General features: G+C 52.6%; 13 protein-coding genes. 7 read left to right on the forward strand and 6 right to left on the reverse strand.

Features of this window, described 5'->3' with window-relative positions; all coding sequences use genetic code 11:
* Complete coding sequence (locus tag AC2FJZ_RS01895; protein ID WP_496775913.1) at positions 1–837, reverse strand: urease accessory protein UreD; 837 nt, start codon at positions 835–837, stop codon at positions 1–3.
* Positions 838–1,212: 375 nt separating this feature from the next.
* Between AC2FJZ_RS01895 and urtA the strand changes: the two genes are divergently transcribed.
* The 6 genes from urtA to AC2FJZ_RS01925 all read left to right on the forward strand — a co-directional run bounded on the left by urtA (position 1,213) and on the right by AC2FJZ_RS01925 (position 8,202).
* A complete protein-coding gene (gene urtA / locus AC2FJZ_RS01900; RefSeq protein WP_496667351.1) occupies positions 1,213–2,493 on the forward strand; it encodes an urea ABC transporter substrate-binding protein in 1,281 nt (426 codons plus the stop codon).
* A 59-nt stretch (positions 2,494–2,552) separates the two neighbouring features.
* Positions 2,553–4,505, forward strand: a complete 1,953-nt coding sequence (urtB, locus tag AC2FJZ_RS01905) for an urea ABC transporter permease subunit UrtB (RefSeq protein WP_496775885.1) — start codon at positions 2,553–2,555, stop codon at positions 4,503–4,505.
* 3 nt (positions 4,506–4,508) lie between these two features.
* Positions 4,509–5,738 carry an urea ABC transporter permease subunit UrtC gene (urtC, locus tag AC2FJZ_RS01910; RefSeq protein WP_496775886.1) on the forward strand — a complete coding sequence of 410 codons (1,230 nt, stop codon included), beginning with the start codon at positions 4,509–4,511 and terminating at the stop codon, positions 5,736–5,738.
* Positions 5,735–6,475 (forward strand): urea ABC transporter ATP-binding protein UrtD, encoded by a 741-nt coding sequence (urtD, locus tag AC2FJZ_RS01915; RefSeq protein ID WP_496775887.1) that lies wholly within the window; start codon positions 5,735–5,737, stop codon positions 6,473–6,475. Before urtC ends, urtD begins: the two co-directional genes overlap by 4 nt.
* A 3-nt stretch (positions 6,476–6,478) precedes the next feature.
* Complete coding sequence (urtE, locus tag AC2FJZ_RS01920; RefSeq protein WP_496775888.1) at positions 6,479–7,174, forward strand: urea ABC transporter ATP-binding subunit UrtE; 696 nt, start codon at positions 6,479–6,481, stop codon at positions 7,172–7,174.
* A 605-nt stretch (positions 7,175–7,779) separates the two neighbouring features.
* Complete coding sequence (locus AC2FJZ_RS01925) at positions 7,780–8,202, forward strand: GFA family protein (RefSeq protein WP_496667347.1); 423 nt, start codon at positions 7,780–7,782, stop codon at positions 8,200–8,202.
* A 361-nt stretch (positions 8,203–8,563) separates the two neighbouring features.
* On the opposite strand, the gene AC2FJZ_RS01930 is transcribed toward AC2FJZ_RS01925, so the two are convergent.
* The 5 genes from AC2FJZ_RS01930 to AC2FJZ_RS01950 form a co-directional block, all read right to left on the reverse strand.
* The gene (locus AC2FJZ_RS01930; protein ID WP_496667346.1) at positions 8,564–8,980 is read right to left on the reverse strand and encodes a thermonuclease family protein; all 417 of its coding nucleotides are present in this window, start codon (positions 8,978–8,980) and stop codon (positions 8,564–8,566) included.
* A 957-nt stretch (positions 8,981–9,937) separates the two neighbouring features.
* Positions 9,938–10,378, reverse strand: a complete 441-nt coding sequence (locus tag AC2FJZ_RS01935; protein ID WP_496775889.1) for a hypothetical protein — start codon at positions 10,376–10,378, stop codon at positions 9,938–9,940.
* 159 nt (positions 10,379–10,537) lie between these two features.
* Positions 10,538–10,855, reverse strand: coding sequence for a DUF6538 domain-containing protein (locus AC2FJZ_RS01940; protein WP_496775890.1), 318 nt, complete (start codon positions 10,853–10,855; stop codon positions 10,538–10,540).
* Positions 10,856–11,061: 206 nt separating this feature from the next.
* Positions 11,062–11,640, reverse strand: coding sequence for a hypothetical protein (locus tag AC2FJZ_RS01945; RefSeq protein ID WP_496775891.1), 579 nt, complete (start codon positions 11,638–11,640; stop codon positions 11,062–11,064).
* Positions 11,641–11,644: 4 nt separating this feature from the next.
* On the reverse strand, positions 11,645–11,941 hold the full coding sequence (locus AC2FJZ_RS01950) for a hypothetical protein (protein WP_170805332.1): 297 nt from the start codon (positions 11,939–11,941) through the stop codon (positions 11,645–11,647).
* Between the two features lie 142 nt (positions 11,942–12,083).
* Between AC2FJZ_RS01950 and AC2FJZ_RS01955 the strand changes: the two genes are divergently transcribed.
* Positions 12,084–12,908, forward strand: a complete 825-nt coding sequence (locus tag AC2FJZ_RS01955) for a heparin lyase I family protein (protein WP_170805333.1) — start codon at positions 12,084–12,086, stop codon at positions 12,906–12,908.
* Positions 12,909–13,345: the final 437 nt, after the last annotated feature.

The following is a 13,345-nucleotide window of genomic DNA, read 5'->3' on the forward strand; positions in this document are numbered from 1 at the left end:
TCAGAGCATCCAGCATCGGGGCAATGTGTCTTTGTTCAGTCGGCGCAGAACTGGTATCAGCGTTCGGCGCAGAGCAAAGCTGTTGCTGGCCAGAATGCGAATGACCAATAGGTCTTTCCGGATCACGGTTGCCCCTGCGGTGTCCGGTAGCATTGCCCGGACAGGTTTCAGATGACCTTCGGCAGAACTCGACGCTAAGACGATTAGCGCCATCGCCCCTGCGCCATTTGTAATATGCGGCTTGGATACGTGCGTATGCCAATCACCAGAGAACCTAATCGCATCGAGAAACACTGGCGTCTCTTCGCGCCGAATCTCGATCCGATCGCGCAAGCGAATGTCCGTCAGCGTCTCGCCCATGGCAACGCGCCCAAAGACCAGCGGCTCGACCATCAGCATTTCAGCATCGAGCGCCAAGTCGATCCTAAGGCGTCGGTCCAAAGCGCTGCCATTGTACAGGATGGTCTCCTGCGGCAGCCAGTTCAGCCGGGCGCCATCCTCAACCGTCAAATGGTTTGTAATCTGGCCCCATTCTTTGGGCTGGGCTTTGTAGGCGCGCTCGCAGGCTTGTGTCGTCAAGGTCAGCGCCGTACATTTTGCTGCCTTGCAAGAAAACCGGAATGAATCGCCTCCGGTCACGCCGCCCGCCGTGTTCAGAAGAACCGCATCAAGATCAGGTGTGATCGTTCTGGGGAACAGGCATTTAAAGGACCCAGACTGGCGAAATCTGTCCAGCACAGTCCTGTTGCCCAATTGCTTGGTGCTTAAGCTTACGGTGCCTGCAGCACGTGGCGGTACCGCGCTGTGCGTGGGTAATATGGCTGCAACTTGTGTAATAGGGCACCTTTAGCGCGTCGTTTGGTGCCACCTGTTTCTCTGTTGAAGTGTCCGAACACTAATCTGCAGTGTCGGAATCTGCTTATTTCCACATCGTGTGTCTAAATTTTAGACAGCAACGCCCGACTTAGATGAAAAAATATGCGCTTCTCGCCGATTTCCCAAATTGGACAAAAGGTAAGTTGCCAACCTTGCTGCAATGCAGAAACCGTATGGGTGCCACCGCGGAAATGACCCGGGGGGTGTGTGACGGCTGCGCGAATTGGACCTCGAACACAACCGCCACACGGAACGCAACAACAGTTGCGGGGATCAGGTAGAAGAAGAGTGTGCCTTTGCGCAAGCCCTCTCTCCCGGCCCCGCCAGGAGGATTACATGAAATCGCTCAAATCCACGCTCGCCGGATCGGTTGTCTTTGCTGCCATAGCCACCGCTGCCTTATCTGCCGAAGACACGATCAAGGTTGGAGTGCTGCATTCGCTGTCGGGCACGATGGCAATTTCGGAGACGACGTTGAAAGACACCATGCTGATGCTGATCGACCAGCAAAACGCCAAAGGTGGTCTTTTGGGCAAGCAGCTTGAGGCCGTTGTTGTGGATCCCGCATCGGATTGGCCGCTGTTCGCGGAAAAAGCGCGTGAGTTGCTGACCGTCCACGAAGTGGATGTGATCTTTGGTAACTGGACTTCGGTCAGCCGCAAATCAGTACTGCCAGTGATCGAAGAGCTGAACGGTCTGCTGTTCTATCCGGTTCAGTATGAGGGCGAAGAAAGCTCTAAAAATGTCTTTTACACCGGTGCGGCCCCGAACCAGCAGGCGATCCCTGCGACCGATTATTTCCTGGAGGAACTGGGGGTCGAGAAATTCGCTCTGCTCGGCACGGACTATGTCTATCCCAGGACCACCAACAATATTTTGGAAAGCTACCTTAAGCAAAAGGGTGTTGCGGACGCGGATATCTTCGTCAACTACACCCCCTTTGGCCATTCTGACTGGTCCAAGATCGTATCTGACGTTGTTGCACTGGGCGAAGATGGCAAAAAGGTTGGCGTGATCTCGACGATCAACGGAGACGCCAACATAGGTTTTTATAAAGAACTGGCCGCAGCTGGCGTTTCGGCAGATGACGTTCCTGTCGTGGCCTTTTCGGTTGGTGAGGAAGAACTGTCCGGTCTGGATACCACCAACCTCGTCGGTCATTTGGCGGCTTGGAATTATTTCCAGTCGGCGGATACTGATGTGAATGCCGAATTTGTCGAAACCTGGAAAGCCACCATGGGTGACGAACGGGTGACCAACGATCCTATGGAGGCGCATTACATCGGCTTCAATATGTGGGTGAATGCCGCGACCGAAGCCGGCTCGACCGAAGTAGACGCTGTGCGCGCCGCGATGTATGGGCAGGAATTCCCAAACTTGACCGGCGGTACTGCTGTGATGTTGCCGAACCACCATCTGGCTAAGCCGGTTCTGATTGGTGAGATTCAGGAAGACGGCCAGTTCGACATCATCAGCGAAACCGACGTCGTGCCGGGCGATGCATGGACCGATTTCCTGCCTGAATCGGCAGTGCTGAAGTCGGATTGGAAAGATCTCGGCTGCGGTATGTACAACACCGAGACCGAGAGCTGCGTTCAGACTTTGTCGAACTACTAAATCGTACGCAAGGCGGGTGTGATCGCCCGCCTTGCCCAAAGACACGCGGGTTTCACCACATGTTAAGACTATTCCTTGCGGGCCTGGCAATTCTCTTCGCCTGCCTGAACGCCAACGCGCAAGAGGGCGGCCTGCAGCCGATCTTGCAGGATCATCAGGAGATCATTGTCAAAAGCTCGCGCAAGACGATCAAACCGGCGATTGATGCGCTTGCCGCCAGTGGGCTGCCGCAAGCGCAGGTGATGCTTGAGACATGGGCCGCCAAAGACATGTGGATGCGCAAGTCTGACGGTCTGTTCTTTGCCGGAACAAAGGCCGAAGGGCGGTTGTACGAACTGACCGATTTCGACACGGGCGAAGTGGTCGGTACCTTTGAGAAATCCGACCTGAAGCAATTGAAACCCAACAGCGGTGTCCGCGCTATGATCGGGACAGCACTGGTGCAGTTCCAGTTGACCGACCCGGACCGAAAGAAGCGCCTGGCCGCACTAAAATCCATTCAACGTGATCCCGAGGGCGCGCTGCTCGAACCTCTTCGTGCTTCGATTGAGGACGAGCCAGATGTGGATTTGCAGGCCCAGAAGCAACGGCTCGAACGGCTGCTGACTATTGGATACGACGAAGACGTTGTGGCCCGCGTGGCTGCAATTGAAGAAATGTCGAACGATCTGGGTGTCGACGTCCGCGCGGCGCTGAACCCGTTAGTGGCTACCTCACGAAAGACCGCTGCGGACCTGCCAACGGATGTTAACGTCGCCATCATTTTGGAACCCGGATCAGACGCTTTGTCGCGGGATGACGCATACCACCTGTTGGTCGCGAGTGACTTGGCTGCGCCCCCTGTGTTGCCTGACGACATCCGCCTGGCTTTGGCTGCGAACATCGACGGTGGTCGCGTAGGGGGTATCCCGGTCGCGCAACTGAACGAGAATACTGCGCGCGCACAAGCCTACAGCACTCTGGCCGAAGCCGGACTTGTTCCTGCGTTGGTAACTGAGGTTGATATCGACACGGCGCTGGGTGCGCATGTGTTCTTTGAGACTTATGCCGAGCCGTCCATAGAAGTAACCGCCGCTGCCGAAAAAGCGCTAAAGAAGATCGAACTGAAAGTTGGCCTAAACCAGACGCTCGACCTGACGTTGGACGCGGCCTCTCTGGCCTCGATCTATTTCCTTGCCGCCATTGGGTTGGCCATCACTTTCGGAGTGATGGGTGTAATCAACATGGCCCACGGCGAATTCATCATGATGGGCGCCTATACCGGTTATGTCGTACAACAGTACGTCCCCGACCATACGGTATCGATCATCGTTGCCATCCCAATGGCCTTTGCCGTCACGTTTGCCATGGGCGTCGCCATGGAGCGCCTGGTGATCCGTTGGCTTTATGCCCGCCCGTTGGAAACACTGCTGGCGACCTTTGGTATCTCGATTGCCTTGCAGCAACTTGCAAAGAACATCTTTGGCACACAGGCCCGCCCTCTGACTGCTCCGGGTTGGCTGGACGGTGCCTGGGTGATGAACGATGTGGTCTCGATCAGCTATATCCGCATTGCGATCTTCGTACTGGCGCTGATCTTTCTGGGGCTGTTCCTTTATATCATGAAACGGACAAGGCTGGGGCTTGAAATGCGTGCGGTCACGCAGAACCCGCGCATGGCAGGATCGATGGGGATCAATCCGGGGAGGGTGAATATGCTGACATTCGGTCTGGGTTCTGGCATTGCCGGGATTGCCGGGGTTGCCATTGGCCTGTTCGCCAAAGTCACATCGGATCTGGGCAACGACTACATCGTGCAAAGTTTCATGACCGTAGTTGTCGGTGGTGTCGGCAACATCTGGGGCGCGCTGGCAGGCGCGGGGATGATCGGATTCCTGCAGAAAGGGATCGAGTGGTTGAACCCGTCGAACACGCTCGCGGCGCAAACCTACATGATCATCTTCATCATCATTTTCATCCAATTCCGACCACGAGGCATCATTGCCCTCAAAGGTCGCGCGGCGGGGGATTGAGCTATGGAACGTAGTTTTGTTGCTAAGAACCCATCTGTGTTGGTCTTTCTGGCCATCCTGTCGCTGTTCACGCTGGGTGTAACTGTTCTGTCCGAAGGGTTTGGGATCGGTGTGATCTCAACCAGTTTCGTCAAAACGCTGGGCAAGACCCTGTGCCTTTGTTTGATCGCGGTCGCGATGGATCTGGTTTGGGGTTTCACCGGCATTCTATCACTAGGCCATTTCGCTTTCTTCGGGCTCGGTGGCTATATGATCGGCATGTGGCTGATGTACGAACGCACCCGGCTGATCGTGGTCGAGTCATTATCACAAGCCGACATTCCGCCAACGCCTGCCGAAGTTGTGGACGCCATCGGCACTCAGATTTTCGGCGTAGTCGGATCATCCGAATTCCCGCTGATCTGGGCGTTTTCGCACAGCTTGACGCTGCAGTTGATACTGGTCGTTGTGGTGCCTGGCCTGCTGGCACTGATCTTTGGCTGGCTGGCCTTCCGCAGTCGAGTGACCGGCGTCTATCTGTCGATCCTGACGCAAGCAATGACGCTGGCTCTGGCTTTGTATCTGTTTCAGAACGACAGCGGGCTTCGCGGCAACAATGGCTTGTCCGGCTTGCAGAACCTGCCCGGTGTCACTGTCTCTCAAGACGTTGTTTCGCTCTGGTTCCTATGGGCTTCAGCTTTGGCGTTGGGACTGGGTTACATGCTGGCGGCATGGATAGTGTCGGGCAAGTTCGGCTCAGTCCTGCGTGGCATTCGAGACAACGAGGCGCGGGTTCGGTTCCTCGGCTATTCGGTCGAAGCCTACAAGTTGGCTGTCTTCACCCTGACGGCTTGCATCGCCGCAATCGCGGGTGCGCTATATTATCCGCAGGCTGGCATTATCAACCCCGAGGAGATGGCCCCCATCGCCTCAATATATCTGGCCGTCTGGGTCGCTATCGGCGGCCGGGGCCGCCTGTATGGTGCGGTCATCGGCGCGGCTTTTGTCAGCCTGCTGAGCACCTGGTTCACCGGCGGGCAGGCCCCGGATATCCCGCTTGGTTTTTACACGATCAAATGGGTCGACTGGTGGCAAGTGCTGCTGGGGGTGTCCTTTGTGCTGGTCACGCTGTTTGCTCCGCAAGGTATCGGAGGGTTGTTCGACTTGTATACCAACCAGCGTCATCCCGATCGGCATGGTGCCAATCTGGGACCCGATGAAGGCGCTTTGCGTGAGAAAGAGGCTAGCTTATGAGCACCTTGTTAGAGGTAAGTGGCGTATCGGTTACCTTCGACGGGTTCCGCGCCATCAACAACCTGTCCTTCCAGATTGGTGACGCGGAGCTACGTTCCGTGATTGGCCCGAATGGTGCCGGCAAGACTACGTTTATGGACATCATCACCGGCAAGACCCGACCAGATGAGGGGCGGGTCATATGGGGTGAAAAGTCCGTATCTTTGTTGGATATGACCGAGGCAAAAATCGCGCAGGCGGGAATCGGGCGGAAGTTTCAGAAGCCTACGGTTTTTGAGGATCAGTCCGTTCACGATAATCTACTAATGGCGCTAAAGAAAAATCGTGGCTGGGTTGGTGTGCTGCTTTACCGTCCGTCCAAAAGTGATTTGCAGAAGGTCGAAGACCTGGCCACCGAAATTGGGCTGTATCAGGAACTGAGCCGGAAGTCAGGTGAACTGAGCCACGGGCAAAAGCAATGGTTGGAAATTGGCATGCTGCTTGCGCAGGACCCACGTCTGCTGTTGGTTGACGAACCCGCCGCTGGCATGACCCCGCAAGAACGCGAACATACCACAGACTTGCTAGTTCAAGCTGCAAAGACCCGCGCGGTTGTGGTCGTTGAACATGATATGGAATTTGTCAGGCGCCTGAACTGCAAAGTCACGGTTTTGCATGAAGGATCCGTGTTAGCCGAGGGCAGTCTTGATCACGTGACATCAAATCAGGACGTCATCGACGTTTATCTGGGGCGCTAGAAAATGTTGAAGCTGACCGATCTGACTTTGCACTATGGGCACTCGCAAATCCTCAACGGGATTTCCATGGAAGCTTTACAGGGTGAAGTAACGTGCGTCATGGGGACCAATGGTGTCGGAAAAACCAGCCTGATCAAGGCAATCTCAGGGGCGCATCCCCGTTCCGGTGGCGAGCTGGAGCTTGACGGAAAGCAAATGGGTATTTTCCCTGCTCATCAGATGGCCTGGAATGGTGTGGCATATGTCCCCCAAGGTCGCGAGATTTTCCCATTGCTCACAGTTCGAGAAAATCTGGAAACAGGCTTCTCCTGTCTGCCTGCCAGCGAACATTTCGTCCCAGATGATATTTTTGACATGTTCCCGGTCCTCAACAAAATGCAGAACCGGCGCGGGGGCGACCTTTCTGGCGGGCAGCAGCAACAGTTGGCCATCGCACGTGCACTGATCACAAGACCGCGCCTGCTGCTGCTAGATGAGCCAACCGAAGGGATTCAGCCGAACATAATCCAACAGATTGGCGAGGTGATCCGGCACCTCAGAAAGACGAGCGGAATGGCAATTGTCTTAGTCGAGCAGTATTTCGACTTCGCATATGATCTTGCCGACAGGTTTGTTGTGTTGCGACGTGGCGAAGTCATGGTCAAAGGCACACGAGATGACCTGACGCGTGATCAAGTGTTGCGGGCCGTATCAGTTTAGCGCTGCTCCGTGAAGTAGACTCCGGTATAGATACATGAAGCCCAGATCATGTTCTGCACTAACTCTCGGGACATAGTTCGATCCTACAAAAACGTACAATTTAAGAAATGCTTGTTTTTTGAGATACTGCCCTCCGGTACCTCTTGCCTTGATATGTGAGTACTTTCGGACAGATCGACAGGCTTGATGTTGTATCAAGGTTCGGCTTGAGCTCGATCCTTTCCGCAACGTTGCACTCCACGATGGTCAGTGCTGACCGCAGTGAAAGGGCGGTTTGGACTTTACCGGTTTATGCCCGTGCAAACGCTCGCAAATAGGTGTCCGCTGCATTGCCTAAAACACATTGCTGCGGGCGCGAACGCTTTCTGCGTCACCAGCATGCGAAATCCCAAAAGTCCGGTTTGTCCGCATCTCGGACATTGCAAACTCGGTTTTGGAGGTCCGCTTTGGGCTGCCTCCAGTCATCTACACGGGAGGCAGCGAAGGTCGACTACGAGCCCAAATCGACTCTGATTTCCGACGTTTTCCGCTGATGAAACGTCCCGAAACATCCATTTCAAAACTCACCTGTGTCCTATGTTTTCGGAGGTTTAGAGGAAAATCGAATGGCGACGCGTGGGTATTGTCTGTGTAAGAAAACAAGTTGGGTCTACCGGGGTGATCAAACATGGGCATGCTATTGCCACTGCGATGACTGCCGTCGGAATTGTGCCGCACCGGTGGTTGCGTGGTTCGGTGTGCCAATAGAGAACTTTGAGTGGACTGGTGCTAAACCCTGTACTTATGAAAGTTCCAAAGGCGTTTTCAGGCACTTTTGCGGGACGTGTGGGTCACCCATTGGATTTGAAGCCGATCACTATCCAGGTGGTATGCACCTCTACGCTGCGTCGCTCGAAAACCCGGAAGATTTCAAACCGACTTTTCACGTCAATAAGCAAAGCAAGTTGCCTTGGTTGCAAATGACTGATGATCTCGACGCGTTTGAAGGCACACTGCTACACACCCCTAACGACCCAGCCGGATATTAGTAGATGTGGAAGCGACCTGATTTTCACAATGGCAGCTTTGTTCGGATTGCGGTCCGCTGCATGTGCGAAATGCGGAATTGGGATCTAGGGCAGCTTAGGGCTCCGTACTGCCATAACAAAGCCAACTAATAATACCTAGCTCGAACAACCCTAACTCTTGCTTCAGGCGTCTCCAAGTGACGGTATCGGCCCCCTGAGTACCGGCGGCAATCCAGCGCAAGTCCGGCACAGATTGAGGCCGCGTCAATGTCTTCCCCATCTACGTAGCAAACGCCCAATTAGCGGTCGTAGGTGCGTTCATCGTTCAGCTTGCACGTGACGGTTCCGCCGGGAAGGTGAAGTGTGCTTGAAGCTACTAGTCTCAGCTTCGGCTCACCTTTATTGTCGTCCTCTGTCGAATGCGGATAGAAGCATGCCCAAACTGCCCGTTAGCGAGTCTTCGCCGCACTCCCGCTGGCTCTAGATGGCGATACTTACCACGAGAAAACTCCGGCAAATCTAAAGCCAGTCCTTGTTTAATTAACTCTGCACCAATGTCTCGACCGTCTGGTAGATAGCATGTTCCCACAAGTCGATCGTAAGATCTTTCACCATCAAGTTTTGCGGTAATGGTTTGCCCCTTACAAATTTCGACCATCGCCCATTTGGACTTTTGGCCATAAGGCATGTCCAATTCCGGAGCATCGATTCCAGCCAAACGAATTTTTGTTCCATTTATTCTGATAGTGTCTCCATCTATCACATATGCACGCCCTTGCAGCATCATGCTCTTTGGCATTGCTGGTATTGGGTATGCTGGCTTGTGGATGCGGCGTCTATTGTTGGGTCGAACAACTGGCTTCAGAGTAGATCGCCGATTGTTAGGTCGAACTATCGGCTTTAGGGAGGTTCTTCTCCGACGAGAGCGACCTACTGCACGGCCTATGGTGCGACCTATAGAGCGGCTTGAGCCAGTGACCTTAATTAAAAGTCCGCCAAAAACAACGGCCAAGACAACTAGTTCCATTGTTCCCAAAACCCTTCCATGAAGCGGATGAAGTAGTTTGTTTGATTAGGGTGTTTTTGGGTCAAATTGCTTTCGATTCACGGCCAACGGTTTTTTAATTTCCGCCAAAACTAATGACATACAGATCAATTACTTAGCCGCTCTCGGAAGTTTTAATCCGAATTGAGGTTTGTACCGTGGTTCATCAACACCCAGGGCAATCAACCAAGTCATGGATGCTGGCTTTGATGTTTGGTGCGTCTAGAGAGTTAACTCCCGCTGAGGTGAGGTGGTGTACCGGCTATTGATCCAACCAGTGCAACGACCCGTAACACTCATGCCCCATTTAGTCTGGGCAGTCCCATGGTCAGACTAAATCCCCGCGTTGCCTATCATCCCAGATTAAGGTGACGCGGGGAACTTTGATCCAAAGTGCAATTAACGCCGTACACAACTTACCCCTAACTGTATGCCCGCGTTGTTCACTTGGTTTCCCTCCGAACAACGCGGGTTTTTTGGGGGATGAGGGGGTAACGAGTGACCGCCCCGCCATAGTGCGGGGCTTTTTCTTGGTTAGACATGACGCGAAACTCTATCATATTGTGACTAAACGTCATTGCGGCACGGGTTTCGTCATGGACAACACTGTACTCTATTTTTTGGTTGGCATCTTTGTCGTCGGGCTACTGACGATGGGTTACTACTCAAGGGGCAGCGGTGCGTTAATCTCTATTGTGATCGTGGTCGGCGTTAACCGTGCCGCTCAGCCCAATCGAAAAACCCTTTGAACATTTGTATGTGGCTATTGATTGTTTTGGGGGCGATTGTCTTCTGACCCGGCAGCTTGATGACTTCCGTTAGAGGCATGTCTTTGAGCCCGGGTTTAGTGTTCCGACTGGTTGGTAAGGCTTGCAGAACCTTTTTGACTTCGTTCGCATCCTGCTTCGTTATCGTGCTCAGCAACCTGTCTGACCCAAAGTACTCAACCAGAATATTCAAGTATGCGCGGTTCTGGCCGACTGTTTTTTCAGCCCACTGACGCGCGTGCTCCTTTATGAAGTCGTCAATTGCGTTGCCTAGTGGCGAAGAGGTAGGGAGAGCCTTTTCAGGCGGCGGTACAGCCACGATTGAGGCGCCATCATACGAATAGTGTTCAAGGCGCTCTACCGCTTCCAGAACGCGCCTGAGCATATCTCTACGCCCCTTTCGCCATTCCCGGCGAAGGTCTGGCTCGTTTTTGTCCCAGTCCCGTGTGCTTATGTCAGAGAATTTGCAAAACTCGTCGCTGTCGAGATATAGGTCCGACAGTAGGTCATCGCCCTCAGCTGCGTTTTCATGGATTTCAATCTCTTACTGCATCGCATTGACTGCTCCATCTGGAAAGCCTTTGTCGTTCAGCCGTTCCAGGTATTTATCCAGCGAAGTCTTGAAGTACCGATGCACCATTGATCGGATTTGGTCTTGTCTTAGTCGGGGCACGTTCTTTTGATCCGGTATTAACCGACCGCAAGATGCAAGAAATCGCGCCAGATCACCAGCCCTATGCGGGCAGCGAGTACGCAGCGATATTCTTACAGATGTCCGCTTTTGCTGGTAAGAGGTAGGGATAGGCCAACGGAAGTAATAAATACCATGTCTTGAAAGGGATAGGTAGGATGAGTGCATCATTGTAGGTGTGTCCCACTTTGTGTCACACCCGAGCACCACTGGGCTAAGTCAATGATTTAGAATAAAATGGAGGCGAGTACCGGAATCGAACCGGTGTACACGGATTTGCAAGAGATCGACATCAAAAATAACCAATGAAATTCAATGTTATGTACGGGAAAATTTTCGCTGTGTGCCGTTTTGTGTACCGTTAAGTTTTTCCGCAATTAGTTGGTTTTATTTGCCTTTTCAGCTGTCTCGCGCATGACTTTAAAAGCCAGCATGAGGATTAGCATACATGCGAACAATCCACTTACGTCGCCAATGAAATAGCCAATCAGCGTATCCGTGTTGTGGCTAAAAGCCCAACCCATTCCAAAGGTATTGATTGCTGAGGCAATTGCACCTGCTACCATCACATCTCGCCAGTTTGCTGCGCGATTTGCTGTTATTCGAAAGTCCATGCCTACTTTTGCTAGCGCCCAAAAAGTTACCGCGGCACACACTATTCCAGAGAAAACACCAGCAAGCCCCGCCATTGTGAAACCCGCAGCCCCAAAGTTTATCCAATGCGTCAGTAAGGCAGTTGGTGCGAACAAAGGAATAGCTTTCCAGCCCATCATCCATGCAGACAATATGCGGACGCCATGTGGAAGGAATAGTAAACTGGCATAGGGTGCTAGCTCTGGCGTGTATTGGGCTTGTAGTGGGAGCAGAATGTAAATTGAGATTCCAAATGCGAGTAAGTGCGCAAACGAAATAATAAGAAACGGTGTCAGCAGGTTTTGGTTGCTTGATGCTTTCAACGGCTCAGCTACCTAGCTCTTTCGACACGACATACGAAGATCGTTGTCGCCCCTGCGCGTGTTGCAAATACCCTGCTTCTACTAGTTCTCGCAATGCTCGAAAAAAGGCGCTACGCGACACACCATTCAGCAATTCATGTTGCCGCAGTTCTTCCGTCTCAACCGTTTTTGAAGTTTCGCTCAGCAACGTTGCTGCGTACACAATATTTCTCTGCACGGCACTTAAATCATCAATGCCTAAGTCCCGCTCCATGCCAAGTAGCAGTTGCTTCAGACGTGCTAATTTTTCAATCCCTGTCATGCTTAAGCTCAAAGCTGCAAGTTAGATGTCTTCCAACATAGGGCTTGACTGGTGCGTGTAACAAGTCCCAATTTGGCACTTATAGTTGATGCGTGAGCCACTTGTGCTTCGCGTGAATGAAAAAAGTTAGAGGATTGAGGCAGTGAAAATTTTCATATTGCAAGTAGTTTTGGTGGCGGCACTTGCCGTGGCGACGTTCAGTGGTTCATCAAACGCGGGAGGCATGCGATTTGAACAAGATGCATCCAATTTACCAAATTCATACAAGCGGTTGCGTAAAGTCGACGGTATCAAAGCAAAACGTGTCCATTCATTTTCGATCTATGGCGGTGATTGCGTAACATCTGCCTACGGCGATGGTACAGGTAAGGGCGACTGTACATATGGTTCTGTCCGTTCAATGCTTAGGGAAGCAAAGAGCGACGGTACTTGGATTTTTGCTCAACCATCAGAGGCTTGGTATGGGTGGGATATGCTTGTTCCAGCGAGCTTTCCTACACAAGGGTCACAGACCAAGGGAAGTTACATTTTTACTCAATGGAAGGGCGGTGTGTGTCCTCACGCTTCAATCAACCACTCTACACGCAAGGGCCAAGGCGACACTATTTATTTGCGTCTCCAGGCACCGCGAGACTCAGCAAATCACGACTGCAGAGACATTGCACGCATTCCCTTGATGAACATGCGTGACTTCAAAAACCAATGGCGGAACTTTCAAGTGTACGCCAAATGGTCCCATAAGGCAGACGGGCAAATCATCGTCTACATAGATGGTCAGCAAGTCGCGAATTACAGTGGACCAACTCTTAACGTTGCTCCAAATGCTCCGCACAAAAAGGCAAAAATGAACCACTTTGATATAGGCGTCTATTTGTGCTGCACGGCAGGGGTTAAGCACGTCCGCCCAGGCACGGTGTACTTCGCTAATGTGAAGCGTGCTGGCAGTCGAAAAAAGCTTAGTAGGTAAGCGTGCGGCACGGCAGCGCTAACGCACCTAAAGACCTGTTTTAGGGCTTCGTTGGATTGCCGTTTCGACGGCTTTTGGAGTTGCGATGGAAGCACTGTATCGTGAAATGCCGCTTAGTATTGGTTGTGTCTATGCTTCCAGAATAGCTTTGCGTCTGGGGTTTGATTGCTGCTTGGTTCAACTTCGACGCCAGCTATCTTTCCAGCTATATCGTATGTGATAGTTGCGATGCCCCTACGGCGGTGGTCATGCCGCACGTCCACGCTATCGCATTGGACTGAATCGAAGCCAACGCCAAATATGGCGTGCGCCACGATTTCGTTTGGCCTGTCAGTCAACGCTACTTGTATCCAGACAGAACCATTTACAGCTGGGACGTCAATTGAGCGATCATCAAAACGCATACGTTCATTGGTGTTCGCTCCAAGATTTGGCGG

It is taken from the genome of Ruegeria sp. CDSA079 (genome assembly GCF_059612245.1).